This window comes from Mucilaginibacter sp. (assembly GCF_041660805.1).
Classification (GTDB): Bacteria; Bacteroidota; Bacteroidia; order Sphingobacteriales; family Sphingobacteriaceae; genus Mucilaginibacter.
On record NZ_JBAZVP010000036.1, the window covers coordinates 1 to 26487 of the forward strand.

A 26487-nucleotide genomic window follows, 5' to 3' on the forward strand; every position below is an offset into this window, starting at 1 on the left:
GCAGTATGGGGATAACCGTATCAGGTACGGCACCCTGGAATTAATTAATTTATACAAATCAGTTTAAGACAGTGGCTAGATTAACAAAAAATCAAAAAGCGGCACTCTCCAAAATTGAGGCTAACAAATCGTATACATTACAAGATGCATCATCACTGGTAAAGGAATTAACCAATACCAAATTTGATTCATCTGTTGATATTGATGTACGTTTAGGAGTTGACCCACGTAAAGCCAATCAAATGGTACGTGGTATAGCTACCTTACCTCATGGAACCGGTAAAACTGTACGTGTATTAGTGCTTTGTACTCCTGATAAGGAACAAGAAGCTAAAGATGCAGGTGCGGATTTTGTAGGTTTGGATGATTATATTGCCAAGATTGAAGGCGGATGGACTGATGTTGATATTATCATTACTATGCCAAGCGTTATGGCTAAGGTAGGTCGTTTGGGCAGAATATTAGGCCCACGTAACCTTATGCCAAACCCTAAATCAGGAACAGTAACTCCAGAAGTTGGAAAAGCTGTAACTGAGGTAAAAGGTGGTAAGATCGATTTCAAGGTTGATAAAACCGGTATCATTCACACTTCAATAGGAAAAGCATCTTTCACTGCTGATAAAATTTATGAGAATGCATTAGAAGTATTGCAAACTATCTCTAAATTAAAACCATCAGCAGCAAAGGGCACATATTTTAAGAGCATACATATCTCTTCAACAATGTCGCCGGGTATTACAATTGAAACTAAATCAGTAGCGGGAATTTAATCATGAATAAAGAAGAAAAATACGACCTTGTTCTTGCCCTTACTGAGCAGATGAAAGAGTATGGTAATTTCTATATTACTGATACGTCTGATCTAACGGTTGCAAAAGTGAACAATATCCGTCGTCAATGCTTTGAAAATGATATCACCATGCTGGTAGCAAAAAATAGCTTAATTGAAAAAGCTATGGAGGCTGCAGAAGGTGATTACACTCCGATATATGAAGTATTAAAAGGTTCTTCAACAATCCTTTTCTCAAAATCAGCAACTGCTCCGGCAAAGCTGATCAAGAAACTGAGAAAAGCTGGTGACAAACCACTTTTAAAAGCAGCATACATCGATTCAGCAATTTTCATTGGCGATAATCAGTTAGATACTTTGACCAAACTAAAATCAAAGGAACAACTGATAGGCGAGATAGTAGGCTTACTGCAATCACCGGCAAAGAACGTTATTTCTGCATTGCAATCAGGCGGAAATATACTGGCAGGTGTTGTAAAAACATTACAAGAAAGAGGTTAACGAACACCTTAAAGTTCGATATTAAACAAAAAGCATAAGTAAAAATAAAAAATAAAATGGCGGATTTAAAAGCGTTTGCTGAACAGTTGGTAAACTTAACAGTAAAAGAAGTAAACGAATTAGCTCAGATCTTGAAAGATGAGTATGGCATTGAGCCTGCTGCTGCAGCTGTTGCTGCTGCACCGGCTGCTGGTGGTGGCGATGACGCTCCTGCAGCTGCTGCTGAGCAAACTGCGTTTGATGTTATCCTGAAAGAAGCAGGTGGCTCAAAATTAGCAGTTGTTAAATTAGTAAAAGACTTAACTGGCCTTGGTTTGAAAGAAGCTAAAGATTTAGTTGACGGTGCACCTAAAGAGGTTAAAACTGGCGTAACTAAAGAAGAAGCTCAATCTTTGAAAGCACAATTAGAAGAAGCCGGAGCAGTAGTTGAGGTTAAATAATTTAACCTCACACACAATAGCATCAGACTCCGACCATTTTTGGTCGGGGTCTATTGCTGTTTATATTACCCCCATCGTTGATTAAGGTTCAGGAATAACTTTTATCAACCACATTACAGGTTTATTAATAAACTAAAATTATAATACCTTGGCAAACAATAATAACCAAAGAGTAAACTTTGCAACCAGCAGAAAGGTACTTGATTACCCCGATTTTCTGGATGTACAGTTACAATCTTTCCAGGAATTTTTTCAATTGGAAACCACGTCAGACAACCGCTACAAAGAAGGGTTGTTTAAAGTATTTGCCGAAAATTTTCCGATCTCTGATTCAAGGAATATCTTCGTTTTAGAGTTTCTTGATTACTTTATTGATCCGCCACGTTACGATATACGCGAGTGTATTGAGCGCGGGTTAACTTATAGCGTGCCTTTAAAAGCAAAACTTCGCCTGAGCTGTAATGATGCAGAACACGAAGATTTTGAAACAATTGTACAGGATGTTTATTTGGGTACCATCCCTTATATGACACCTAAAGGTACATTTGTTATTAATGGCGCCGAACGCGTAATTGTATCACAGTTACACCGTTCGCCAGGTGTGTTCTTTGGCCAAAGCCGCCACACTAACGGTACAAAATTATACTCGGCCCGTGTTATCCCTTTCAAAGGATCATGGATTGAGTTTGCCACAGACGTTAATAACGTGATGTATGCATACATTGACCGTAAAAAGAAATTCCCGGTTACTACTTTGCTGCGTGCAATTGGCTATGATTCTGATAAAGATATATTAGAATTATTTGAGCTGGCTGACGAGGTTAAGGTGAGCAAATCTGGCCTGAAGAAATTCATTGGCCGTAAGCTTGCTGCAAGGGTGCTTAAAAAATGGGTTGAAGACTTTGTGGATGAAGATACCGGTGAAGTGGTATCTATTGACCGTAACGAGATCATCCTTGAGCGCGAAACCGTATTGGAAGACGACCATATTGATATGATCATTGATGCAGGTGTAAAAACCATCATCCTTAACAAGGAAGATGCTGCCACCAGTGGTGATTATACTATTATATATAATACCTTACAAAAAGATACTTCCAACTCAGAGAAAGAAGCGGTTGAACATATCTACCGTCAATTACGTAACGCTGAACCACCTGATGAAGAAACAGCCCGTGGTATCATTGATCGTTTATTCTTCTCTGATAAAAGATATGATTTGGGCGATGTGGGCAGGTACCGCATCAACCGTAAATTAAAGCTGAATACTTCTGACGAAACAAAAGTATTAACCAAGCAGGATATCATCGCGATTGTGAAATACCTGATCAAATTAATCAACTCAAAAGCTGAGGTGGATGATATTGATCACTTGTCAAACCGTCGTGTGCGTACCGTTGGTGAGCAGTTATATGCACAGTTTGGTGTTGGTTTAGCACGTATGGCCCGTACCATTCGTGAGCGTATGAACATTCGTGATAACGAGGTGTTCACACCAACCGACCTGATCAACGCACGTACATTATCATCAGTGATCAACTCGTTCTTCGGAACTAACCAGTTATCACAGTTCATGGACCAAACCAATCCACTGGCAGAGATCACGCACAAGCGTCGTCTGTCAGCCCTTGGGCCCGGTGGTCTGTCACGTGAGCGTGCAGGTTTCGAGGTTCGTGACGTACACTATACCCACTACGGTAGGTTATGTACTATTGAAACTCCTGAGGGACCAAACATTGGTTTGATATCGTCACTTTGCGTACACGCCAAAATTAACAACTTAGGCTTTATTGAAACACCATACAAACGTGTGGTTGATGGTAAAGTACAGGTTGATGAGCCGGTTATCTACTTATCTGCAGAAGATGAGGATGGTAAAACTATCGGCCAGGCCAACGCGTATTATGATGATAAAGGTGTATTCGCTAATCCACGTGTTAAAGCACGTTTTGAAGGTGACTTCCCTATTATCGATCCGGATAAACTGGATCTGATGGATATTGCTCCAAACCAGATCACATCAATCGCGGCGTCATTAATTCCGTTCCTGGAGCATGATGATGCTAACCGTGCCTTGATGGGATCAAACATGCAACGCCAGGCCGTACCATTGTTACGTCCCGAAGCGCCAATTGTAGGTACAGGTTTGGAAGGTCGCGTGGCAAAAGATTCTCGTACCCTTATCAATGCCGAAGGCAATGGTGTGGTTGAGTATGTTGATGCTAACGAGATAAAAATTAGATATGACCGTAACGATCTTGACCGTTTAATTTCATTTGACGGTGATACAAGAAGTTACTTGTTAACTAAGTTCAAGAAAACTAACCAGAGCACTACCATCAACTTAAAACCAATCGTTAAGAAAGGTCAGCGTGTTGAAAAAGGACAGGTGCTTTGCGAAGGCTACGCTACACAAAACGGCGAGCTTGCTTTAGGGCGTAACCTTAAAGTGGCGTTCATGCCTTGGCAGGGTTACAACTTTGAGGATGCGATTGTAATATCTGAGCGCGTTGTGTCTCAGGATATATTTACATCATTGCACGTTGAAGAGTTTGAGCTTGAAGTACGTGATACTAAACGCGGCGAAGAGGAATTGACACCGGATATCCCTAACGTATCAGAAGAAGCCACTAAAGACCTTGACGAAGACGGTATCATCCGTGTTGGTGCCGAGGTTAAAGAAGGCGACATCCTGATAGGTAAGATCACTCCAAAAGGTGAATCAGATCCTTCACCGGAAGAAAAACTGTTACGTGCCATATTTGGTGATAAAGCAGGTGACGTTAAGGATGCATCTTTAAAAACTCCGCCGTCTATCGCGGGTGTTGTTATTGATACAAAATTATTCTCACGTGCTAAAAAGACCACTAAGGCCGAAGAAAAAGCACAGATAGAGAAGCTTGATGTTAAACATGATAAAGCAGTAAAAGATCTTAAAAACACGCTTATTGAGAAGTTATTTGAGATTGTGAACGGTAAAACATCACAAGGTGTTTACAACGTTTACAAAGAGCTTTATGTAGCTAAAGGAGTTAAATTTACTCAGAAAATTCTTACTGAGCTTAACTACGAAAACATCAACCCAACTAAATGGACAACTGATGACGATAAAAACGATCAGATAAAAACCTTACTTCATAACTACAACATTAAAGTTAACGAAGAGCTGGGTGCTTACCGTCGCGATAAATTCGCTATCAGTGTGGGTGATGAGCTGCCATCAGGTATCGTGCAAATGGCTAAAGTTTACATCGCTAAAAAGCGTAAGCTTAAAGTGGGTGATAAAATGGCGGGCCGCCACGGTAACAAGGGTATTGTTGCACGTATTGTACGTGACGAAGACATGCCTTTCCTTGAAGACGGAACACCGGTTGATATTGTGTTGAACCCACTGGGTGTACCTTCACGTATGAACCTGGGCCAGATATATGAAACCGTATTAGGTTGGGCTGGTAAAGAGCTTGGTGTTAAATTCGCTACTCCTATTTTTGATGGTGCAAGCCATACCGAAGTAGAAGAGTGGGTTAAAAAAGCAGGCTTACCAGAATCAGGCCGTACCTATTTATACAATGGCTTAACAGGCGACAGGTTTGATCAGCAAACTACTGTAGGTATTATCTACATGCTTAAACTGGGCCACATGGTTGATGATAAGATGCACGCACGTTCTATCGGGCCGTACTCTCTTATCACACAACAGCCATTGGGTGGTAAAGCACAATTTGGTGGTCAGCGTTTTGGTGAGATGGAGGTTTGGGCATTAGAAGCATTTGGTGCATCAAACATCCTGCAAGAAATATTAACCGTTAAATCGGATGATGTTATTGGCCGTGCTAAAACCTACGAAGCTATTGTTAAGGGTGAAAACCTGCCAACACCATCGGTTCCTGAATCATTCAACGTATTGGTTCATGAATTAAGAGGTTTAGGTTTGGATATCACTTTAGAATAATTAGTGATTTAGTGAGGGATTGAATTAGTGATTTATCACAATTTATTCCTCACTAATTCAACATAGTAAGCAAGTGGTTCTGAATCACTAATTCACTAAATCGCTAATTCAACATTAAAAACAAAGGAGACTATGTCTTACAAAAAGGATAATAAAATCAAGAGTAATTTCACCACAATTACTATCAGTTTAGCTTCTCCGGAATCTATCCTTGAGCGTTCAAGCGGTGAGGTTTTGAAACCTGAGACCATCAACTACCGTACCTACAAACCTGAGCGTGATGGTTTGTTCTGCGAGCGTATTTTTGGTCCGGTAAAAGATTACGAGTGCCATTGCGGTAAATACAAACGTATCCGTTATAAGGGTATAGTTTGTGACCGTTGCGGTGTTGAAGTAACTGAAAAGAAAGTACGCCGTGAGCGTATGGGCCACATCAATTTGGTGGTGCCTGTTGCGCATATCTGGTATTTCCGCTCGTTACCAAATAAAATTGGTTACCTGCTGGGCTTACCAACAAAAAGGCTGGATCTGATCATTTATTATGAAAGATATGTAGTTATACAGCCGGGTATTAAAGAAGGTGACGGAATTTCAAAAATGGATTTCCTTACAGAAGAAGAATACCTGGATATATTGGATACTTTACCAAAAGAAAACCAATACCTGGATGACAAAGACCCACAAAAATTTGTGGCTAAAATGGGTGCCGAAGCACTTGAAGAATTATTGCGCCGTATTGATTTAGATGAGTTGTCATACAACCTTCGCCACCAGGCAGCAAATGAAACTTCTCAGCAGCGTAAAAACGAAGCATTAAAACGTTTACAGGTTGTTGAAGCTTTCCGTGGCGCGGCTACAAGGATTGAGAATAACCCATCATGGATGATCGTTAAGATCGTTCCGGTTATACCTCCTGAATTGCGCCCGTTAGTACCACTGGAAGGTGGCCGTTTCGCTACTTCAGATTTAAATGACCTTTACCGTCGTGTAATTATCCGTAATAACCGTTTAAAACGTTTAATTGAGATAAAAGCACCGGAAGTTATTTTACGTAACGAAAAACGTATGTTACAGGAAGCTGTAGATTCGTTATTTGATAACTCACGTAAAGTTAACGCGGTAAAAACTGAAGGTAACCGTGCATTGAAATCTCTTTCAGATATCCTGAAAGGTAAACAAGGCCGTTTCCGTCAAAACTTATTAGGTAAACGTGTGGATTATTCGGCACGTTCGGTAATTGTTGTAGGGCCTAACCTTAAATTACACGAGTGCGGTTTACCAAAAGATATGGCTGCCGAGCTGTTTAAACCATTTATCATTCGCAAGATGATTGAGCGTGGTGTGGTTAAAACAGTAAAATCTGCCAAAAAGATCGTTGACCGTAAAGACCCATTAGTTTGGGATATTTTAGAGAATGTATTAAAAGGACACCCTGTATTATTAAACCGTGCGCCTACGCTGCACAGGTTAGGTATCCAGGCGTTCCAGCCAAAACTTGTTGAAGGTAAGGCTATACAATTGCACCCATTAACCTGTACCGCCTTTAACGCGGATTTTGACGGTGACCAGATGGCTGTTCACGTACCACTTGGTAACGCGGCAATTTTGGAAGCCCAGGTATTAATGCTTGCATCTCACAACATTCTTAACCCTGCAAACGGTACGCCTATTACAGTACCTTCTCAGGACATGGTGCTTGGTTTGTACTACATAACTAAAGGCCGTAAAACAGATGAAGGACGCGTTGTAAAAGGACAAGGTTTAACTTTCTATTCTTCTGAAGAAGTGATCATCGCTTACAACGAAAGGAAAATTGACCTGCACGCCTTTATCAAGGTTAAAGGAAGAATTAAAGAACGCGATGGTAACATCGTAACTAAAATAATTGAAACTACTGTAGGCCGCGTGCTATTTAATGAGCATGTACCTGTTGAAGTTGGTTATATAAATGAGCTGTTAACCAAAAAATCACTGCGTGATATTATTGGTGAAGTAGTGAAAATGACCGGTATGGCACGTGCAGCCCAGTTCCTTGATGATATTAAGGAGTTAGGTTTCAGAATGGCATTCCAGGGTGGTTTATCATTTAACCTGAAGGATATTAACATTCCTGAAGAAAAAGTTACTTTGATAGCCCAGGCTTCAAAAGAAGTAGAAGATGTTATGGGTAACTATAACATGGGTTTCATTACCAACAACGAGCGTTATAACCAAATTATCGATATCTGGACACGTATCAACAACCGCTTAACAGCGAATGTGATGAACATCCTATCAAACGATAACCAGGGCTTTAACTCTGTTTACATGATGCTTGACTCAGGTGCACGTGGTTCTAAAGAGCAGATCCGTCAGCTTGCAGGTATGCGTGGTTTGATGGCTAAGCCTCAAAAATCAGGTTCAGGTGGTGAGATTATTGAAAACCCTATCCTTTCAAACTTTAAAGAAGGTTTGTCGGTATTAGAGTACTTCATTTCTACCCACGGTGCGCGTAAAGGTTTGGCGGATACGGCGTTAAAAACAGCTGATGCTGGTTACTTAACCCGTCGTTTACATGACGTAGCCCAGGATATGATTGTAGGTGAAGTTGATTGCGGTACTTTAAGAGGTATCTACACAACTGCATTGAAAGATAATGAGGATGTTGTTGAGCCGTTATATGACCGTATTTTAGGCCGTACAACCCTGCATGATGTTCATGACCCTATCACTAACGAGCTGCTGGTTTCTGCAGGTGAGGATATCACCGAAGAAATTGGTAAGAGAATTGAGAACTCACCATTAGAAGGTATCGAAATACGTTCGGTATTAACATGCGAAAGCAAACGTGGTGTATGTGCTTTATGCTATGGCCGTAACCTTGCAAGCGGTAAACGCGTGCAAATGGGCGAGGCTGTTGGTGTAATTGCTGCACAGTCAATTGGTGAGCCGGGTACACAGTTAACCTTACGTACCTTCCACGTGGGTGGTACCGCATCAAACATCGCGGCTGAATCACAGATCAACGCAAGGTTTGATGGTATCATTGAATTTGAGAACGTACGTACAGTTGAATATAAAACTGAAGATGGTAATGTTGATGTGGTATTAGGCCGTTCTGGCGAGTTCCGCATTATTGAAGCAGGTACCAACAAAATTATTGTTACCAACAACATTCCATACGGTTCATACCTGTATGTACAGGATGGTGCAAAAATTAATAAAGGTGATCGTATTTGTTCATGGGATCCGTACAACGCGGTTATTATATCTGAATTTGCCGGTGCAACACAGTTTGAGGCGGTATTAGAAGGTATTACTTTCCGTGAGGAGTCTGACGAACAAACAGGTCACCGCGAAAAAGTAATTATTGATACCAGGGATAAAACTAAAAACCCTGTTATACAAATTATTGATAATAAAGGTAACGTTATAAAAGGTTACAACATCCCGGTAGGCGCTCACATTGCTGTTGAAGAAGGTGAGAAACTGCAAACCGGGCAAGTTATAGCTAAAATTCCTCGTTCAACCGGTAAAACGCGAGATATTACAGGTGGTTTACCACGTGTAACCGAGTTATTTGAAGCACGTAACCCATCTAACCCGGCTGTAGTAACCGAAATTGATGGTGTGGTAACTTTAGGTGGTGTTAAACGTGGTAACCGCGAAATCACCATTGAAAGTAAAGACGGCCAGGTTAAAAAATACCTGGTGCCATTATCTAAACACATCCTTGTACAGGATAACGACTTTGTTAAAGCAGGTATGCCATTGTCTGATGGTTCTATCTCTCCGGCAGATATCCTTGCAATTAAAGGCCCTGCTGCAGTACAAGAGTATCTTGTTAACGGTATCCAGGAAGTTTACCGCTTACAGGGTGTGAAGATAAATGATAAGCACTTTGAAGTTATTGTGCACCAGATGATGCAGAAAGTTGCCATTGAAGATGCCGGCGATACCCGTTTCCTTGAAAGGGAAGCAGTTGATAGCTGGGACTTTATGATGGAGAACGACGAAATGTTTGATAAGAAAGTTGTTACCGAACCAGGTGATTCAGCAACTTTAAAATCAGGTCAGATCGTATCTCTGAGAAAACTAAGGGATGAAAACTCAATTTTAAAACGTAAAGATTTAAAATTGGTTGAAGTAAGGGATGCAATTGCAGCAACTTCAAGCCCGATGTTACAAGGTATAACCAGAGCATCATTAGGTACAAAATCATTCATCTCAGCAGCATCGTTCCAGGAAACTACAAAAGTACTGAACGAAGCAGCCATAGCAGGTAAGAAAGACTTAATGCTTGGGTTGAAAGAGAATGTTATTGTAGGTCACTTAATTCCGTCAGGAACAGGTTTACGCGAATACGAAAATATCCGTGTAGGTTCTCAGGAAGAATTTGATCGCCTTATGGCTTCAAAATCTGAAGAAGTAGAAGCTTAATCAGATTTTTTAAATACTTTTGCAAAGCCTTTTATGAAAATAGAAGGCTTTGCTATTTTTGTGCCATGGAAGAACAAAACGAAAACCAACTTAATATTGAGCTTTCTGAAGAAGTTGCAGAGGGCGTTTATGCTAACCTTGCAATCATAACACACTCCAGCTCGGAGTTTGTGCTCGATTTTATTCGTGTAATGCCGGGTATCCCTAAAGCAAAAGTAAAATCAAGGATCATTTTAACACCAGAGCATGCTAAAAGGCTTTTATCTGCATTAGAAGATAATATAGATAAGTTTGAAACTGCTAATGGCGGTGTTAAAATACCTAATGACCCAACCGGTTTCCCCATGAACTTTGGCGGAACCATGGGCCAGGCATAAAAGGATACGTTATTATTGCAATATTAGCACGGAAAATGAAAAGAGTTATTGTTTTTGGCGCTTCGGGGCAGTTGGGCCAGTGTTTTAAAAAAATTGCCGGGAATAACAACCTTGACTTTTTAATATTTCCTACCGAAAATGAGGCAAACATATTGGATGTAGCCGGACTGGAAAGCGTTTTTGCCAGGCATGAGCCAACACATGTTATTAACTGCGCGGCCTATACCGCTGTAGACAAGGCCGAAGACGATGAAGAAACCGCCTCATTAGTAAATAAAACAGGTGTAGAGAACCTGGGCAGGCTATGCTTCACCTACAAAACAACACTCATCCAGGTATCAACAGATTTTGTTTTTGCCGGCGATAAAACCAAGCCACTTACCGAGGACGATGAAGCCGCACCTATAAACGTTTACGGCCAAACCAAGCTGGATGGCGAACTGGTTATCCCCGGTTTATTGGGCCATTACTTTATACTGCGCACCGCCTGGTTATACTCAGAATTTGGGAACAACTTTGTAAAAACAATGTTAAAACTGGGTGCCGAAAGGGATCTGTTAAAAGTGATATCAGACCAGGTTGGTACACCAACCTATGCAATGGATTTGGCAGATGCTATAATAAACATCATTACATCTGATAGTAAGGAATACGGTATTTACCATTACAGCAATGAAGGTGTAGCATCATGGTATGATTTTTCAAAAGCAATTTTTGACCTGTCGGCCACCGAAGTGAAAGTTTTACCTGTACCTACCAGCGAATATGTAACACGCGCCGTAAGGCCGGCATATTCTGTTATGGACAAAGCCAAAATTAAAAGAATATTTAATATAGAGATCCCGTATTGGAGGGATAGCCTTGCTATTTGTATTGACAAGTTAAAACAACAAAACTAATTAGGATCATAGGTACATCAATCTTTTGGCTTGAAACCACTAACTCACTAATTCAATAAATCACTAATTATTCTCCAATGAAAGGTATCATATTAGCAGGCGGCTCGGGCACAAGGCTTTATCCTATTACCAAAGCAATAAGTAAGCAATTAATGCCTATTTATGATAAGCCCATGATCTATTATCCACTATCGGTATTAATGCTTGCCGGTATTAAAGAGATACTGATCATTACCACTGCTGAAGATAACCCCGGTTTTGTACGCCTGCTGGGCGATGGCGCCGAATTAGGCTGCCGGTTTGAATACGCTATACAAGAAAAACCTAATGGTTTGGCCCAGGCCTTTGTTATTGGCGAAGAATTTATTGGAGATGATAAGGTTGCCCTGGTATTGGGTGATAACATCTTCTACGGATCAGGTTTTAGCAAACTGATACAAAGCTTTAATGATATTGATGGCGCGGCTATTTTTGCCTACCCGGTTGCTGATCCTGAACGTTATGGTGTTGTTGAGTTTGATGATAACTACAAAGCGGTATCAATAGAAGAGAAACCGGTTAATCCAAAATCAAAATACGCGGTACCGGGATTGTATTTTTATGATAATACAGTAGTTGAGATCGCCAAGAATATCCCCATGTCGCCCAGGGGCGAGTACGAGATAACCGACGTTAACAAGGTTTACCTGGAGCAGGGTAACCTTAATGTTGGTGTAATGGATAGGGGTACAGCCTGGCTGGATACCGGTACATTTGATTCGTTAAGCGATGCAACCGAATTTGTGCGGGTGATAGAAAAACGCCAGGCCAAAAAGATAGGTTGTATTGAAGAAGTAGCTTACCTGATGGGCTTTATTGATGACGAACAGCTAAAAGTGCTGGTTACCAAATACCTGAAAAGCGGCTACGGCGCATACCTGCAATCATTGCTTGACTAGTAGATATTTATTGCCGGGTCACCCTGAGTATGCCGAAGGGCGTGCTGGGAAGGCCTGCCCACTATGGTTCGACAAGCTCACCATGACCCAACAAAGGCCGGGGCAGCCTGAGCTTGTCAAAGGGCGTGCTGGAAAGGCCTCTATTCATTATTCATTGACGATTCAATCGCTGCTAACATATTATTTACAAGATGTTTATCAGCTGCATTTAGCCCCCTCACTGGTCGAAGTTTAGCTTTAGCGTAACTTCGTCCTACATTCTTTAAAGCTTTCAGCTTAACTACGCAAGAAGAATTCTTGCAATATTTTAGGTCGAAGTTGAAAACTTCAACCAGTGTAGGTTAGTTAGTGGGTCACCCTTGTCGAAGGGCGTCCGGAAAGGCCTCTACTCATTATTCATTGACGACTCAGTCGCCACTATCATCTCATCAACCAAACCTTTATCAGCTGCATTTAGCCAAATCATTTCCTTGTCTTTTCTGAACCAGGTTAATTGCCTTTTGGCAAAACGGCGGGTGTTTTGTTTAATGGCTGCTATGGCCGCTGGCAAATCTGTTTTTCCGTCCAGGTAATCAAAAATTTCGCTGTAGCCAACTGTATTTAACGCGTTTACATGGCGATAGGGCAATAGCGCTTTTACTTCGTTAACCAGGCCCTGCTCAACCATAATATCCACACGCTGGTTAATGCGGTTATAAAGTACCGCCCGTTCCATATCCAGGCCAAGCTTAATAACATGGAAAGGCCTTTTGTTTGCTGTGGCTGTTCTGTATGATGAAAATGGCTTCCCTGTTGCCTCAAATACTTCTAAAGCCCTTATAATGCGCTGTGGGTTATTAATATCTACCTCATTATAATACGCAGGGTCAACAATTTTTAATCTTTCCTGTAAAGCTATAATGCCTTTTTCGGCTAATTCGTTATTGAGTTTGTCCCGTGTGTGGATGTCAGCGCTTGGCAGGTCATCAAAACCTTCGGTAACCGCTTTAATATACAATCCCGAGCCTCCTGCAAGTAGCACAACATTATGCACCTTAAAAAGCTCATCTAATAATTGCAGGCATTGCTTTTCAAAATCGCCTACCGAAAATGGTTCTGTTATAGAATGCGAATCAATAAAATAATGCGGGGCAGCAGCTAATTCGGCAGCGCTGGGTTTTGCCGTACCTATAGACATTTCGCGATAGAACTGCCTTGAATCTGCAGAAACTACAACTGTATTAAAATGATTAGCCAGCTGTATTGCCGCCGCGGTTTTCCCCGATGCCGTTGGGCCGGCTACAACAATAAGAGTGGGTTGTGTAAAAGGTATGTTCATTGATTTAGTCCATGGTCCATAGTTTATGGTCCCATGGACTAAAAATAGTATTTGCTATTGAATATTAATAATCGTCGTTACGGCCGGGTTTGTCCCCATCTTCAAATTCCTCATCATCGCCAAAGCCAAATTCATCTTCTTCCTCTTCATCCTCAATCTTTTTCTCTTCAACATCATCCACACCGGTATCGGTCACCTCAGAAAAATCTTCGGCATCCTCGGGGTTAAAAGCCATTTCGTTTAAAAAGTCAAAATCTTCATCGGGTGTGTCAACGGCGGCAGCGGTTGGGTTAAATACGTTGCCAAATTGCTTGGGCGCTTCGCCTACAGAGCGTACAACCGCCGGGTAAGTAGTACCCGGGGTATCTTCCAGTATAATTTTCATCAGCTCCACATGAAAATCAAATGGCCTGTCGAAGTTAAAAGTATAGTAAAACTTTTGGTGCGGATCATCAATAAAACTGCTCAGTTTTATATTATCCATCAAAGGGATTTTACGGTCAATCCTCTTCTGGTTAGGTAAATAGGTAATTTCTTCACCTTTCATCCATTGGTCGTTGCTGATGTAAAAGGACGAAGGATATTCAGGGTTATACCCGGTAGACTGGTGAATTGCTTTATGAAGATCCTCAAATGTTTGGTTTGATTTTACATCAATATCCCTTGATACATCATCGTAATCCTCAAAAGTAACCCTGAACCTGTATAGTGCCATTTTTTAGTAATTTTTGTCAAAAATAGTAATGTTATATTAATTTGTGTTTGCAACAACTTTCAAGCCAATTTCCTGCCCTTTTGCAATTGTATAACTAATTGCTGCATCGCGGTCATTCGGTATCTCACCTTCCAGTATGGCTTCTCGTATTTTATTCTTAATAATTCCCACCTCGCGGCCCTCTCCAATACCAAAAAGCTGCATAATATCCAGGCCGCTTATAGGGGGCTGCCAGTTGCGGATACTATCGCGCTCTTCAACATCTTTTAACTTTTGCTGTACCAGCTCAAAGTTTTGACGGTATTTTTTTACTTTATATTCATTTTTAGTAGTGATGTCTGCTTTGCACAACAACATCAGCCCCTCAATATCATCGCCCGCCTCAAATAATAACCTGCGCACTGCAGAATCTGTAACAATAGATTGCGATAACACAATGGGCCTCAGGTGTAACTGCACCAATTTTTGTACCAGTTTCATTTTTTCGTTAAGCGGAAGCTTTAGCTGCGCGAATATTTTAGGCACCATACGTGCACCTTTGTCCTCATGCCCGTGAAACGTCCATCCGTGGCCGGGTTCAAAGCGTTTGGTAGCCGGTTTTGCAATGTCATGTAAAATAGCCGCCCAGCGTAACCAAAGGTCATCGGTAGCTTCGCATATATTATCCAATACCTGCAGGGTATGGTAAAAGTTATCCTTATGCCCCTTGCCGTTAATGATCTCTACACCATAAAGCGCTACCATCTGCGGAAAAATAATATGCAGCAAACCGGTATCAAACAAATAATTGAAACCGATGGAAGGCTTTGGCGAAAGGATGATCTTATTTAGCTCGTCCGTAATGCGCTCCTGCGAAACTATTTTTATACGTGCGAGATTGCTTTTTATTGCGGCAATGGCTTCGGCATCTATCTTAAAATTAAGCTGCGCGGCAAAACGGATGGCCCGCATCATGCGCAGCGGATCGTCAGAAAAAGTTTCTACCGGGTTTAGCGGCGTTTTGATCACTTTTTGCTCCAGATCGGTAATGCCGTTAAAAGGATCTATCAGTTCACCAAATTGTGAGGGGTGCAAAGCTATAGCCAGCGCGTTGATAGTAAAATCACGGCGCTTTTGGTCGTCTTCAAGCGTGCCGTTCTCTACAATAGGTTTGCGGGAATCTGACCGGTATGATTCTTTACGTGCGCCAACAAACTCTATCTCCACATCCTGATAGCGCAGCATAGCGGTACCAAAGTTTTTAAATACCGACACTTTTACATTAAGCTTTGCGGCAACCGCTTCGGCAAAATCAATACCATTACCTAAAACAACAATATCAATATCCTTTGAGGGGCGGTTCAGGAAAATATCGCGCACGTACCCGCCAATTGCATAAACCTGTAAATTTTGTTCGGCAGCAAGCTTTGAAATTACAGAAAATACCGGATGTTGCAGATGTTGTTTCATAAGGAAAAAGTCGCGTTGCGGCTTATGTGGAACAGTACAAATTTAATGATATTAAAATTAACGGCGAATAAATTGAAAACTACCGCCTGGTTCCAGCCTCATGATGGTAGATGGCCGCTTAATTTCGGTGCTGAACTGGTCAATATCAACCACATAATCAACACCATCAATAATGTCCTGTGATATTTTTGAAAAGTACTCAGGCGATGGCTGCCCGCTTACGTTAGCCGAGGTAGATACCAAAGGCTTGCGTAAGCGCTGTATCAGCTGCTGGCAAAAAGGGTGACTGGTTACCCGGATGCCAACGGTACCATCCTCTGCAATTAAAGCCGGGGAAATGTTACGTGCGCCCGGCATGATCAGGGTAAGCGGGTGTTCTGCATATTCCATCAGGTCGTACGCCAGGTCGGGTACTTCGGCGATGTAGCTTTGCAGTTTGTTATCGCTATCCAGCAAAATGATCATGCTTTTGCTTTCGTCGCGCTGTTTTAGTTGGTATATTTTTTTAACCGCATCGGTATTTGTGGCATCGCAGCCAATACCCCAGATAGTATCAGTAGGGTAAAGGATAATCCCGCCATCCTGTACCACTTTAAGCGCTTTATTTACTTCGTCTTTAAGCATCATTCAGGTACAAACTTAATGCATTTATTATTTTTATTTCATCTAACATTTCCATGCACTTAGGTACGCCGTATAATTTGCAGGTATTGCGCACACAAGGCTCGCAAACTAACTGGCCATAACGGATCACCGAAAGATCTTTTTTATTGTACGGAGCGGTATTGTTTTCATTGCCCGCGCCAAACAGAACCACTGTTGGCACACCCACACTGTTAGCCAAATGCGCCGGACCGGAATCTGTTGTTAAAACCGCTTTGCTACCGGCCATTAATTTGGCCAGGCCTACAAGGTCTGTTTTGCCTGCATGGTTTTCCAGCCTGTCGCTGTGGTTTAAGCCGGTTATCAGCTCATCAATAAATGGGCTTTCTTTAGGCGAACCTACAAAGGCAAAGGTTACATCCTTAAAAGTTTCGGTAAGGGCATTAATAATGCTGCGCCCCTTATTAAGCGGCATCCTGCGGGAGGTAGCTTCAGAATTAAAGTTGATGATTAAGGTATTGTACTTAAAAATTAAATACTGCCCTGTGTTTATCTTAATTTGCTTGTTAGTGACCGTTTTACCGGTAAAATTCTCCAGTAAAGAAATATATTCATTAACCCGGTGAACGTTAACTGGTTTTTTATAAGAATTGGTCATCAGGAAAAAGCCGCCCTCTTTTTTAAAACCTACGCGTTGCTTAGTGCCGCATGCCCAGGCAAGTATTGCCGATGAAAGGGAGTGAGGGAGGTTAAAGAAAATATCGTACTTCAAGCCGCGTAATGCTTTACCAAAATGGTAAACACCACTTAAGCCGCTATGTTCCTGTTTTGAAAAAGGGTGTACCTTATTTATGCCGGGGATAAGTGTGGCTATGCCTGCCAGCTCTTTTTTAATAATAACATCAACCTGGGCATCAGGATAAAGCTGCTTAACGGCGCTAACAAATGCGGTACTCATTACCACATCGCCAAGCCAGTTAGGCAGTCTTATCAGTATTTTCATTTTTTGTGTTGATTAGGTGAATAGTTGATTAAGAGAGTAGTTAAAAATCGAAACTATGGGAACCACTCACTTAATCAACTCAATCAACTATTCACTATACAGCTACGTTATTTTCCCTTAAAGCATCATTTAATGATGTCTTTTTATCGGTTGATTCTTTGCGTTTGCCAATTATTAAAGCACAAGGCACCTGGTATTCGCCTGACGGGAATTTTTTGGTGTATGAACCCGGTATAACTACCGAACGGGCAGGTACAATGCTTTTATATTCAACCGGCTCGGGGCCTGTTACATCAATAATTTTGGTTGATGCGGTTAATACCACGTTAGCACCTAAAACGGCTTCACGCTCAACGTGTACGCCTTCAACAACTATAGCGCGTGAACCTAAAAAGCAATTATCCTCAATTATTACCGGCGAAGCCTGAATAGGTTCTAACACACCGCCAATACCAACACCACCGCTTAAGTGAACATGCTTGCCAATTTGCGCGCACGAGCCTACAGTAGCCCAGGTATCAACCATGGTGCCTTCATCAACATAAGCGCCAATGTTTACGTACGATGGCATCATGATAACGCCTTTTGCCAGGTAAGCGCCGTAACGGGCAATACCATGCGGCACTACACGTACGCCTGTATGTTTGTAGTCGGTTTTTAATTTCATTTTATCATGAAATACAAAAGGGCCAACTTTAACTTCTTCCATTACGCGGGTTGGGAAATAAAGGATCACCGCTTTTTTGATCCAGTCGTTTGTATGCCAGCGTGTGCCTATTTGTTCGGCAACGCGTATCTCGCCTTTATCCAGTCTTTCAATAACGGTATTTATGGCATTGATGTAGTCACTTTCGCTTAAAAGGGTCCGGTTATCCCAAACCTCCTCAATCATTTTTTTAAGGTCGATCATTGATGAATATAAATTTTGTCAAATTAAAGGAATTTTAAGGAGATTTGTTTTAATTGTGTTGTCAGATATTATAATAGAACATGGCTGAAAAGGAAAAATTAAGAATTGATAAGTATTTGTGGGCCATACGCATGTTTAAAACCCGCACGCTGGCCTCTGATGCCTGCAAGGCAGGCAGGGTAAAATTAGAGAGCAACAACATAAAAGCATCGCACGAGGTAAAAATTGGCGAAAGATACCAGATCTCAAAAGGCCCTGAGCGTAAAGTAATACTGGTATCGGGTTTATTGGAGAACAGGGTTGATGCCAAAAAGGCGGTGGATTATTACCAGGATATCACTCCGGTTGAGCATACCACGGCATTTAAATCGATGTTTCATGCGCCGATATTGAAGCGCGACCGTGGTGCAGGCCGCCCAACCAAGCGCGACCGCCGCGAAACAGACGACCTGAAGGATAACTTTTTTGAGAACGCACCGGAAAAGCCTGAGGAAAGTTAAGGAGTAAATGACTCACCCGGTCATTGCTCCGCTCGACCACCCTCTCTCCGCAAGCGGAAAGAGGGTAAAACATTGAAAAAGGTTCTTCACCCTCTTTGCGCAGCAGAGAGGGTCGACCAGCGTAGCGTAGTCGGGGTGAGTAAGCCAGCGCCAGGATATTCAGATTTATACCTGGTAAAATAATAATGTAAGCCGGCCGTTTTTAATCATCTTAATATTATTAAGTAATATTGCACACAGTTTAATACCCGCGAGCTGCTGCAGCTTATGAAAAGTATAGCCCAAAAAGTATTTGATATAGAAATAGAATCATTACAGCATGTTGCTGCAATGATTGACGACCAGTTTACACAGGCTGCCGAAGCCATCCTGAATGCCAAAGGCAGACTGGTGGTTTGCGGCATGGGTAAATCCGGCCATATAGCTTGTAAGATCTCCGCTACGTTTACAAGTACCGGTACTCCCAGCTTTTTTATGCACCCATCCGAAGCTTTCCACGGCGACCTGGGCATGATAGGGGCTGATGATATTGTACTGCTGATCTCCTACTCGGGCGAAACAGAGGAAGTTTTAAAGATAATCCCATTTTTAAAGTGGAACAAGAACAGGTTCATAGCCATAACCGGCAATACCAATTCAACCCTTGCCAAAAATGCCGACTTCTCTTTAAACGTACATGTTAAACAAGAGGCTTGTCCGCTTGAGCTGGCGCCAACATCATCAACCACCGCTACTTTGGTTATGGGCGATGCCCTTGCCGTTGCACTAATGACGCTGAGAGATTTTAGTCCGGCAGATTTTGCACGTTTCCATCCCGGCGGCAGACTGGGCCGTAAGCTGCTGGTAAAAGTTAAAGACCTGATGCGTACCGACGCCCTGCCATTTATTGGGCCCGATGCTACATTTACCCAACTTATTTTGCGCATGTCTGAAGGTAAGCTGGGCATGGTAATAGTAGGTACAGCAGGGAAAGTTGAAGGTGTGATAACAGATGGCGACCTGCGCAGGGGATTGGTGAAATATCCAAACATACAATCATTACCTATTACTGATATCATGAACGCCAACCCAATACTGGTTGATGAAAATGAGCTGATTTACGAAGCCGAAGAATTGATGATGGAACGTAAAATAACTACCCTGTTGATACGTAATGCAGGTAACCGGGTAACAGGCATTTACCAGATATTTAACCAGGTTTAAGGCAATATGAGATCGATCATTGTTATACCAGCCCGGTTAAAATCAACCCGCTTGCCCGGAAAAGTACTGCTTGACCTGGGTGGCAAACCTGTTATTCAACGGGTTTATGAGGCCTGCCTTAAATCTGAGTTGCATAATGAGGTGTGGATAGCCGCCGATAGCGAAGAAGTATTTAACGTATGCAAAAAATTTACCGGTAACGTGTTGATGACACGGGATGATCATCCTAGCGGCACAGACCGTATTGCGGAGGTAGCCGCAAAAATCCCCTGTGATATTGTTATAAACGTACAGGGCGATGAGCCGTTTTTTGATGCCGGCATCATAGACAGGTTAATTACCGCTATGCAGCAAAATGATGCAGCTATGGCCAGTGTTTGTGCGCCGGTTGAAACAATTGATGAGCTGCACAACCCTAATTTGGTTAAGGTGGTTACTGATGTAAACGGTTATGCTGTTTATTTTTCGAGATATGCTATACCTTTTTCGAGGGATAAGATCCTGGATGATGCATCAGCTTATAAAAAGCATATGGGTGTTTATGCATACAAGGCAAGCTTTTTGCCCGAGTTTGTTAAACTGCCGGTTTCGTTTTTAGAAGCATCAGAAAAACTGGAGCAGTTAAGAGCGATAGAGAATGGATATAAAATTAAAATGATTGAAGTGAAGGGTTTTGAAAAGGGGATAGATACCCCCGAAGACCTGGAACATGCACGCAAAAAAATAGAGAACAATGGCATTATATAAAGACATTACCGAAAAGCCCTTTTTTATTGTTGGCCCATGCGTTATGGAAAACCAGGAGCTTTTGTATACTGTAGCCGAAAAGGTTGCCGAAATAAAAAGCAAGTACCCGGTAACAATGATATTTAAATCGTCATTTGATAAGGCCAACCGTACCTCTATGCATGCCTACCGCGGCCCGGGGATAGAAAAGGGAATGGAGATGCTGAATAATGTAAAAGAGAAATTCGGTTTGGAGGTAACTACTGATATTCACGAACCTTACCAGGCAAGCATAGCAGCCGAAGTAGTTGATATATTACAGATCCCCGCGTTTTTATGCCGCCAAACAGATCTGTTGGTAGCGGCCGCAAGAACAGGCAAGGTAGTAAACGTTAAAAAAGCCCAGTTCCTTTCAGGGCAGGATATGTTTTATCCCGCACAAAAAGTAAAAGAAGCCGGTAACGAGCAGATCATATTGACAGAAAGAGGAAACTCATTCGGGTACAATAACCTGGTGGTAGATTTTAGGAATATTTACGATATGAAGGAATTTGGTTACCCGGTTTGCATGGATTGTACCCACTCGGTACAGCGCCCCGGCGGTGCTGGCGGCAAAACAGGCGGCGACAGAAAGTTTGTGCCTAACATGGCCCACGCTGCAAGGGCGTTTGGTGCAAGCGGTTACTTTATAGAAACCCACCCGGATCCTGACCACGCACTAAGCGACGGCCCAAACATGTTGTATTTAACAGATCTGGAAGAGTTGATTAAATCGCTGATTAGTTAAACGATAATTAAAAATTGTGTCATTGCGAGGAGCGATAGCGACGCGGCAATCCCGTCGTAAGTATGGCGAACATGCACTGGCGACGAGATTGCCGCGCTACGCTCGCAATGACATATTGGTTATATGGGGTCATGCTGAGCTTGTCGAAGCATCGCGGGGTGGCCTTTACGCACGTCCTTCGACAAGCTCAGGATGACCCGGCAAATGTCATTTCCCTTCAGAGGCCTCTGATTTTAAAACTTACAATGACATAACATAAGTTTACTATTGGCGAACTGTTAATAAAATATTAAACCAGGCTTTATTTAACCCGCTTGTATATTTCTACAGATTGGCCATTAGTAGCACTGTTAATCACCTGGGTATATTCGTCCCTGCCATTTAACGTGATCTTAATAGCAAATTTATGACCACGCAGAAGGGCGTAATTTGATATTACCTCTTCCTCCCTAAGCGTATCATTCCTAAAAGAAAATATCCCGGTACCAAAACCATTTTTAAACCTGGTTTTTTCCGGATTCCGCGGCAGCCTGTGTATGAAAGTAAAATGCCCCGCCCAGAATATTTTATACTGCGTTACATCGGTTGGTATCGTATCCTTACCTTTTATTGTATAGGTTTTTTCCATTTTCCACAAACCGTCAAGTACAGAAGTATCGGCCGGTGCGAACCTTTTATAGTCTTCTTTCAACACATATTTTACACCTTGTACGGTGGCATAGTCTGGAATGATCTGGGTATAGCCATCGGGTCTTCTTGTAATTTCAAGCTTATTGGTTATGGATGAGTCAAGCGCCCTGCTGGTATAAATACTGCGTTCCGTAATTCTGTTAGCCGAGTCAAGCGTATAAGTACCAACACCAAACCCAACAGATGAATCGGGTACTATACTGGCATACATATAGTGACGATCTGTATAAATTTTAACTTGGGTTCTCTTGATCGTGGAGTCTTTGCCTCCGCGACTGAGCACTTGTTTTTCAAGTTCATATGCACCTGCCTGGCTTGGTTCAGATGGCTTTTCTTTTTTCTTACATCCTAAAATCAAGCAACTTAATAAAGCTGCATAAATGAAAATCTTTTTCATACTGATTAAGTTTAAGTGTGAGATAAAAATTTATTCGCTCTGCTGGAGTTTTCTTGTTTGGTGGCAAATAGTCTAATTATCTTCAGCAAAAAGTACACCAGACCAGGACAAATAAATATCTAAAATTCTACTCCCGTGAAATATTATTACTTAGGCTTATTATTATAATAAATTTACGCATAATATATCTGATTAGCAATTGTTAATAAATTGTTGAAAGAGAAAAAAAATACACAAAAGCTCTTCCCTGCCCCGAATGTGCAAAGTTATTAGAAGTTATATTCCGGATATTATTATAATAATACCGGTATGAATCAATAAAATAGCCTCATAGGCTTTAGCACAATAGGTATCCTTGCGCGTTATTGTGAGGTGCGGGGCATCTCCGGATCATCGTTAAGTTCGTCAAATTCACTTAAAATCCGAAAAATCCTTTAATCCCGGTTTTAATAATCTGTTTTTGCTTCTGATGCTTCCCAAAGCTTAAACGCGGCCAGGGCTTCATCACGCATGAGCTGTACAAATGGCATTTTACGCTTATCCATCGGTCTCTCCAGTTCGTCATAAATAAAATGGTCATCAAAACCAATTGCGGCGGCATCAGCCTTGGTATTGGCGTAGTAGATCTTATCTATCCGTGCCCAGTAAATAGCGCCCAGGCACATAGGGCAGGGTTCGCAGCTGGTATAAATTTCGCAGCCTTCTAAATTAAAAGTACCCAGTTCCTGGCAAGCCAGCCTTATTACAGATACTTCTGCATGCGCGGTAGGGTCATTAGTTTGGATAACCTTGTTGGCGCTTCGGGCTAAAACCATTCCGTCTTTTACAATTACAGCACCAAATGGGCCGCCCAAACCCTGTTTTACATTATATTCAGACAGCTCAATAGCCATCTGCATAAATTGTTCGTGTGTCATAAAAACCTGTTTAAATTAAAAACCCCAACGTAAAGCCGGGGTTTTGTAAATCTATTTATTAGCATCTGTACATTCGCACATCTGCACATCAAATAATTGTTATTTTTTTTCTTTGGCGTAGGCGTCGTTCAATCTTTTAATAACATCAGCAGTTACATCCAATCCCGGGTCGCCATATAACATGGTTGGGTCGCCTTTTTTGAAGGTTAACACCATTTTGTAGCCTTTTTCTTTTGCGTAAGCTTTAGTGAAATCAACCAGTCTTTCATAAAGTTTGGTTTGCTCATTCATCTGGTCGTTTTGTACCTGGGCACCTGCGTTTTGCTTGTAAGTTTGCAATTCCTGTGCTTTACGTTGTAAGCGTTGCTCAATAGGTGTGCGTTGGTCTGCGCTTAAAGTAGAAGCAGTTTTTTGGTATTCGCCAACTTCACGCTGAAAAGCCTGTTCTTTACCGTTTACATCATTTTGAGCGGCTTTGCCTTTAGTTTCAAGGCGTTTATCCATGTCTTTGATGTATTCGTATTGTGAAACTATTGAATCCTGGTTAAAGAACACAATATCCTGTTTGCCAGAAACTTCGGTAGTACCGGCAGCAGCAGGCTTGGTATCTGATTTGTTTTGGTTGCAAGCAGCAACACCGGCAGCAATTGACAGTATTAAAACTGATTTTGCAACTATTGACGTATTGATTTTCATTGTGTTTATCTAAAAAAATTTTGACAAAGATAATCTTTCAGCACAAGTTTCCTAATTATGATGTGCAAATGTGCCGATATGCAAATGTGCAAAAAAATGACATTGAATTGTTGAAAAAAACTTCTTTAAAATCTCTTTATTCCGTGAATTCCGGCTCAGGCATAGTGTATATGTGGTGCAAAAATCGTATTTTTGAAGGTTATTGTTTAATTAAAATATGAGCGAAGAAAATCAGGATAAATCAAATTATTCAGCGGATAATATTCAAGTTTTAGAAGGTTTAGAAGCAGTACGCAAAAGACCTTCCATGTATATAGGCGATACAGGCGTAAAAGGCCTTCACCACTTAGTTTACGAGGTGGTAGACAACTCAATAGATGAGGCGCTTGCCGGATATTGCGATACCATAAATGTTACTATTCATAAAGGTAATTCTATAACAGTTGTAGATAACGGCCGCGGTATCCCAACGGGTATCACTACTAAAGAAAAAGTATCGGCACTACAAATTGTAATGACCGTTTTACATGCCGGCGGTAAGTTTGACAAGGATACTTACAAAGTATCCGGTGGTTTGCACGGTGTGGGTGTGAGTTGCGTTAACGCGCTGTCTATCCACATGAAAACTGTTGTTGAACGCGACGGAAAAATATTTACACAAGAATACTCGCAAGGCAAGCCTTTGTTTGAGGTGAAAGAGATTGGCGTATCAGACCGTACAGGTACTACACAAACTTTCCAGCCGGATTCAGAGATATTTACGCTGACCACAGAATATAAGTTTGAAACATTGGCTACCCGTTTACGCGAGCTGGCTTTCTTAAATAAAGGGATCCGCTTAACGTTAACAGATGAGCGCGAAACAAATGATGACGGTTCTTTCCCGATGGAAGAGTTTTACTCTGAAGGTGGTTTAAAAGAATTTGTTAAATATTTAGATGGTACCCGTGTATCAATTATCCCTGAACCTATTTATGTTGAGGGCATTAAACAAGGTATCCCGGTTGAACTGGCTTTACAGTACAACGATACCTATACCGAAAATGTGCACTCGTATGTAAATAACATCAACACTATTGAAGGTGGTACACACGTAGCTGGTTTTAGAATGGGCTTAACACGCACGTTAAAGGCTTACGCTGATAAATCGGGCTTGTTAAAAAACATGAAGGTTGAAATTACCGGCGATGACTTCCGTGAGGGGTTAACCGCGGTAATATCTGTAAAAGTACAGGAACCTCAGTTTGAAGGACAAACCAAAACCAAGCTGGGTAACAGCGAAGTAAGTGGTGCCGTTAACGTTGCAGTGGGCGAAATTTTAGGCAACTACCTGGAAGAAAATCCAAGAGAAGCCAAAATGATTGTTCAGAAAGTGATTTTGGCCGCTACTGCCCGTGCAGCTGCCCGCAAGGCACGCGAAATGGTGCAGCGTAAGAGTGTAATGAGCGGCTCGGGGTTACCGGGTAAACTATCTGATTGCGCTAACAGCGACCCAACCTTATGCGAGTTATACCTGGTAGAGGGCGACTCGGCGGGTGGTACCGCCAAACAAGGCCGTAACCGCGAGTTCCAGGCTATATTACCATTACGTGGTAAGATCCTGAACGTGGAAAAAGCCATGGAGCACAAGATTTACGAGAACGAAGAAATAAAGAACATGTTTACCGGTTTAGGTGTAAGCATTGGTACCCCAGAGGATGCCAAGGCGTTAAACATAGCTAAACTGCGTTACCATAAAATTGTGATAATGACGGATGCGGACGTGGATGGGTCGCACATTACCACTTTGATCTTAACGTTCTTCTTCCGTTATATGAAAGAGCTGGTTGAGTACGGTTATGTATACATTGCATCGCCGCCATTATACCAGGTTAAAAAAGGTAAGGAGTTTGAATACTGCTGGACAGACGAGCAACGCGATGTTGCTATACAGCGTTTAAAAGGCCAGGGTAAAGAAGATAGCGTACACGTACAGCGTTACAAAGGTTTGGGTGAGATGAATGCCGAGCAATTATGGGATACCACCATGAACCCGGCTAACCGTACACTTAAAAAGGTAAGCATTGAAAACGCTGCCGAGTGCGATCACACCTTCTCTATGCTAATGGGCGATGAAGTAGCACCACGCCGTGAGTTTATTGAGAAAAACGCGCGTTACGCACGTATAGATACATAAGATAGATATATAGATATGCACGTGTGCAAATTATAAATGTGCAGATGCCTTTGAGTTTTGAAAGCCCCGTTGAAAAGCGGG

General features: G+C 41.9%; 22 protein-coding genes. 13 read left to right on the forward strand and 9 right to left on the reverse strand.

Annotation, left to right across the window (positions count from 1 at the left end):
- Positions 1-71: 71 nt before the first annotated feature.
- The 8 genes from rplA (at position 72) to rfbA (ending at position 12316) form a co-directional block, all read left to right on the forward strand.
- Positions 72-770 (forward strand): 50S ribosomal protein L1, encoded by a 699-nt coding sequence (rplA, locus tag WC743_RS25050; RefSeq protein ID WP_373016292.1) that lies wholly within the window; start codon positions 72-74, stop codon positions 768-770.
- A 2-nt stretch (positions 771-772) separates the two neighbouring features.
- The gene (rplJ, locus tag WC743_RS25055; RefSeq protein WP_373016293.1) at positions 773-1291 is read left to right on the forward strand and encodes a 50S ribosomal protein L10; all 519 of its coding nucleotides are present in this window, start codon (positions 773-775) and stop codon (positions 1289-1291) included.
- A gap of 56 nt (positions 1292-1347) precedes the next feature.
- A complete protein-coding gene (gene rplL, locus WC743_RS25060) occupies positions 1348-1731 on the forward strand; it encodes a 50S ribosomal protein L7/L12 (RefSeq protein WP_373016294.1) in 384 nt (127 codons plus the stop codon).
- Between the two features lie 148 nt (positions 1732-1879).
- Positions 1880-5683 carry a DNA-directed RNA polymerase subunit beta gene (gene rpoB, locus WC743_RS25065; RefSeq protein ID WP_373016295.1) on the forward strand — a complete coding sequence of 1268 codons (3804 nt, stop codon included), beginning with the start codon at positions 1880-1882 and terminating at the stop codon, positions 5681-5683.
- A 132-nt stretch (positions 5684-5815) separates the two neighbouring features.
- Complete coding sequence (gene rpoC / locus WC743_RS25070; RefSeq protein ID WP_373016296.1) at positions 5816-10102, forward strand: DNA-directed RNA polymerase subunit beta'; 4287 nt, start codon at positions 5816-5818, stop codon at positions 10100-10102.
- A 65-nt stretch (positions 10103-10167) separates the two neighbouring features.
- Positions 10168-10479, forward strand: a complete 312-nt coding sequence (locus tag WC743_RS25075) for a DUF3467 domain-containing protein (protein ID WP_373016297.1) — start codon at positions 10168-10170, stop codon at positions 10477-10479.
- Between the two features lie 20 nt (positions 10480-10499).
- Positions 10500-11378: a dTDP-4-dehydrorhamnose reductase gene (gene rfbD, locus WC743_RS25080; RefSeq protein ID WP_373016327.1), complete on the forward strand. Its 879-nt coding sequence runs from the start codon at positions 10500-10502 to the stop codon at positions 11376-11378.
- Between the two features lie 77 nt (positions 11379-11455).
- Positions 11456-12316 carry a glucose-1-phosphate thymidylyltransferase RfbA gene (gene rfbA / locus WC743_RS25085; RefSeq protein ID WP_373016298.1) on the forward strand — a complete coding sequence of 287 codons (861 nt, stop codon included), beginning with the start codon at positions 11456-11458 and terminating at the stop codon, positions 12314-12316.
- A 385-nt stretch (positions 12317-12701) separates the two neighbouring features.
- Here the strand turns inward: rfbA and miaA are convergent, their stop codons facing one another.
- From miaA to WC743_RS25115, 6 genes are all read right to left on the reverse strand, one after another.
- Positions 12702-13634: a tRNA (adenosine(37)-N6)-dimethylallyltransferase MiaA gene (gene miaA / locus WC743_RS25090; protein WP_373016299.1), complete on the reverse strand. Its 933-nt coding sequence runs from the start codon at positions 13632-13634 to the stop codon at positions 12702-12704.
- 64 nt (positions 13635-13698) lie between these two features.
- Entirely contained in the window at positions 13699-14349 is a 651-nt protein-coding gene (locus tag WC743_RS25095; protein ID WP_373016300.1) for a hypothetical protein, read from the reverse strand.
- Positions 14350-14385: 36 nt separating this feature from the next.
- Entirely contained in the window at positions 14386-15798 is a 1413-nt protein-coding gene (locus WC743_RS25100; RefSeq protein ID WP_373016301.1) for a CCA tRNA nucleotidyltransferase, read from the reverse strand.
- Between the two features lie 57 nt (positions 15799-15855).
- Positions 15856-16422 carry an L-threonylcarbamoyladenylate synthase gene (locus tag WC743_RS25105; protein WP_373016328.1) on the reverse strand — a complete coding sequence of 189 codons (567 nt, stop codon included), beginning with the start codon at positions 16420-16422 and terminating at the stop codon, positions 15856-15858.
- On the reverse strand, positions 16415-17404 hold the full coding sequence (locus WC743_RS25110; RefSeq protein ID WP_373016302.1) for a glycosyltransferase family 9 protein: 990 nt from the start codon (positions 17402-17404) through the stop codon (positions 16415-16417). Before WC743_RS25110 ends, WC743_RS25105 begins: the two co-directional genes overlap by 8 nt.
- Positions 17405-17498: 94 nt before the next feature.
- Positions 17499-18314: a 2,3,4,5-tetrahydropyridine-2,6-dicarboxylate N-succinyltransferase gene (locus WC743_RS25115; protein WP_373016303.1), complete on the reverse strand. Its 816-nt coding sequence runs from the start codon at positions 18312-18314 to the stop codon at positions 17499-17501.
- An 80-nt stretch (positions 18315-18394) separates the two neighbouring features.
- Between WC743_RS25115 and WC743_RS25120 the strand changes: the two genes are divergently transcribed.
- The 4 genes from WC743_RS25120 to kdsA all read left to right on the forward strand — a co-directional run bounded on the left by WC743_RS25120 (position 18395) and on the right by kdsA (position 21530).
- On the forward strand, positions 18395-18814 hold the full coding sequence (locus WC743_RS25120) for an RNA-binding S4 domain-containing protein (protein WP_373016304.1): 420 nt from the start codon (positions 18395-18397) through the stop codon (positions 18812-18814).
- Between the two features lie 267 nt (positions 18815-19081).
- Positions 19082-20017 (forward strand): SIS domain-containing protein, encoded by a 936-nt coding sequence (locus WC743_RS25125; protein ID WP_373016305.1) that lies wholly within the window; start codon positions 19082-19084, stop codon positions 20015-20017.
- A gap of 6 nt (positions 20018-20023) precedes the next feature.
- The gene (gene kdsB, locus WC743_RS25130) at positions 20024-20764 is read left to right on the forward strand and encodes a 3-deoxy-manno-octulosonate cytidylyltransferase (protein WP_373016306.1); all 741 of its coding nucleotides are present in this window, start codon (positions 20024-20026) and stop codon (positions 20762-20764) included.
- The gene (kdsA, locus tag WC743_RS25135) at positions 20751-21530 is read left to right on the forward strand and encodes a 3-deoxy-8-phosphooctulonate synthase (RefSeq protein WP_373016307.1); all 780 of its coding nucleotides are present in this window, start codon (positions 20751-20753) and stop codon (positions 21528-21530) included. The genes kdsB and kdsA overlap by 14 nt, the downstream gene beginning before the upstream one ends.
- Positions 21531-21831: 301 nt before the next feature.
- Here kdsA and WC743_RS25140 read toward each other — a convergent pair whose 3' ends face one another.
- The 3 genes from WC743_RS25140 to WC743_RS25150 form a co-directional block, all read right to left on the reverse strand.
- On the reverse strand, positions 21832-22617 hold the full coding sequence (locus WC743_RS25140; RefSeq protein ID WP_373016308.1) for a hypothetical protein: 786 nt from the start codon (positions 22615-22617) through the stop codon (positions 21832-21834).
- Between the two features lie 446 nt (positions 22618-23063).
- Positions 23064-23534, reverse strand: coding sequence for a nucleoside deaminase (locus WC743_RS25145; protein ID WP_373016309.1), 471 nt, complete (start codon positions 23532-23534; stop codon positions 23064-23066).
- A gap of 99 nt (positions 23535-23633) precedes the next feature.
- On the reverse strand, positions 23634-24230 hold the full coding sequence (locus WC743_RS25150; protein ID WP_373016310.1) for an OmpH family outer membrane protein: 597 nt from the start codon (positions 24228-24230) through the stop codon (positions 23634-23636).
- 217 nt (positions 24231-24447) lie between these two features.
- Here WC743_RS25150 and gyrB point away from each other — a divergent pair, with 217 nt between their 5' ends.
- On the forward strand, positions 24448-26406 hold the full coding sequence (gene gyrB / locus WC743_RS25155; protein WP_373016311.1) for a DNA topoisomerase (ATP-hydrolyzing) subunit B: 1959 nt from the start codon (positions 24448-24450) through the stop codon (positions 26404-26406).
- Positions 26407-26487 lie beyond the last annotated feature (81 nt).

What these genes read in the sequence shown, in the direction of transcription:
- WC743_RS25145 (WP_373016309.1), bottom strand. Translation starts at nt 23,534, where the DNA reads ATGACACACGAACAATTTATGCAGATGGCTATTGAGCTGTCTGAATAT.
- rplJ (WP_373016293.1), top strand. Translation starts at nt 773, where the DNA reads ATGAATAAAGAAGAAAAATACGACCTTGTTCTTGCCCTTACTGAGCAG.
- rfbA (WP_373016298.1), top strand. Translation starts at nt 11,456, where the DNA reads ATGAAAGGTATCATATTAGCAGGCGGCTCGGGCACAAGGCTTTATCCT.
- WC743_RS25120 (WP_373016304.1), top strand. Translation starts at nt 18,395, where the DNA reads ATGGCTGAAAAGGAAAAATTAAGAATTGATAAGTATTTGTGGGCCATA.
- WC743_RS25125 (WP_373016305.1), top strand. Translation starts at nt 19,082, where the DNA reads ATGAAAAGTATAGCCCAAAAAGTATTTGATATAGAAATAGAATCATTA.
- rplL (WP_373016294.1), top strand. Translation starts at nt 1,348, where the DNA reads ATGGCGGATTTAAAAGCGTTTGCTGAACAGTTGGTAAACTTAACAGTA.
- gyrB (WP_373016311.1), top strand. Translation starts at nt 24,448, where the DNA reads ATGAGCGAAGAAAATCAGGATAAATCAAATTATTCAGCGGATAATATT.
- WC743_RS25140 (WP_373016308.1), bottom strand. Translation starts at nt 22,617, where the DNA reads ATGAAAAAGATTTTCATTTATGCAGCTTTATTAAGTTGCTTGATTTTA.
- WC743_RS25075 (WP_373016297.1), top strand. Translation starts at nt 10,168, where the DNA reads ATGGAAGAACAAAACGAAAACCAACTTAATATTGAGCTTTCTGAAGAA.
- WC743_RS25115 (WP_373016303.1), bottom strand. Translation starts at nt 18,314, where the DNA reads ATGATCGACCTTAAAAAAATGATTGAGGAGGTTTGGGATAACCGGACC.
- kdsB (WP_373016306.1), top strand. Translation starts at nt 20,024, where the DNA reads ATGAGATCGATCATTGTTATACCAGCCCGGTTAAAATCAACCCGCTTG.
- miaA (WP_373016299.1), bottom strand. Translation starts at nt 13,634, where the DNA reads ATGAACATACCTTTTACACAACCCACTCTTATTGTTGTAGCCGGCCCA.
- rpoC (WP_373016296.1), top strand. Translation starts at nt 5,816, where the DNA reads ATGTCTTACAAAAAGGATAATAAAATCAAGAGTAATTTCACCACAATT.
- WC743_RS25110 (WP_373016302.1), bottom strand. Translation starts at nt 17,404, where the DNA reads ATGAAAATACTGATAAGACTGCCTAACTGGCTTGGCGATGTGGTAATG.
- WC743_RS25100 (WP_373016301.1), bottom strand. Translation starts at nt 15,798, where the DNA reads ATGAAACAACATCTGCAACATCCGGTATTTTCTGTAATTTCAAAGCTT.
- kdsA (WP_373016307.1), top strand. Translation starts at nt 20,751, where the DNA reads ATGGCATTATATAAAGACATTACCGAAAAGCCCTTTTTTATTGTTGGC.
- WC743_RS25095 (WP_373016300.1), bottom strand. Translation starts at nt 14,349, where the DNA reads ATGGCACTATACAGGTTCAGGGTTACTTTTGAGGATTACGATGATGTA.
- WC743_RS25150 (WP_373016310.1), bottom strand. Translation starts at nt 24,230, where the DNA reads ATGAAAATCAATACGTCAATAGTTGCAAAATCAGTTTTAATACTGTCA.
- WC743_RS25105 (WP_373016328.1), bottom strand. Translation starts at nt 16,422, where the DNA reads ATGCTTAAAGACGAAGTAAATAAAGCGCTTAAAGTGGTACAGGATGGC.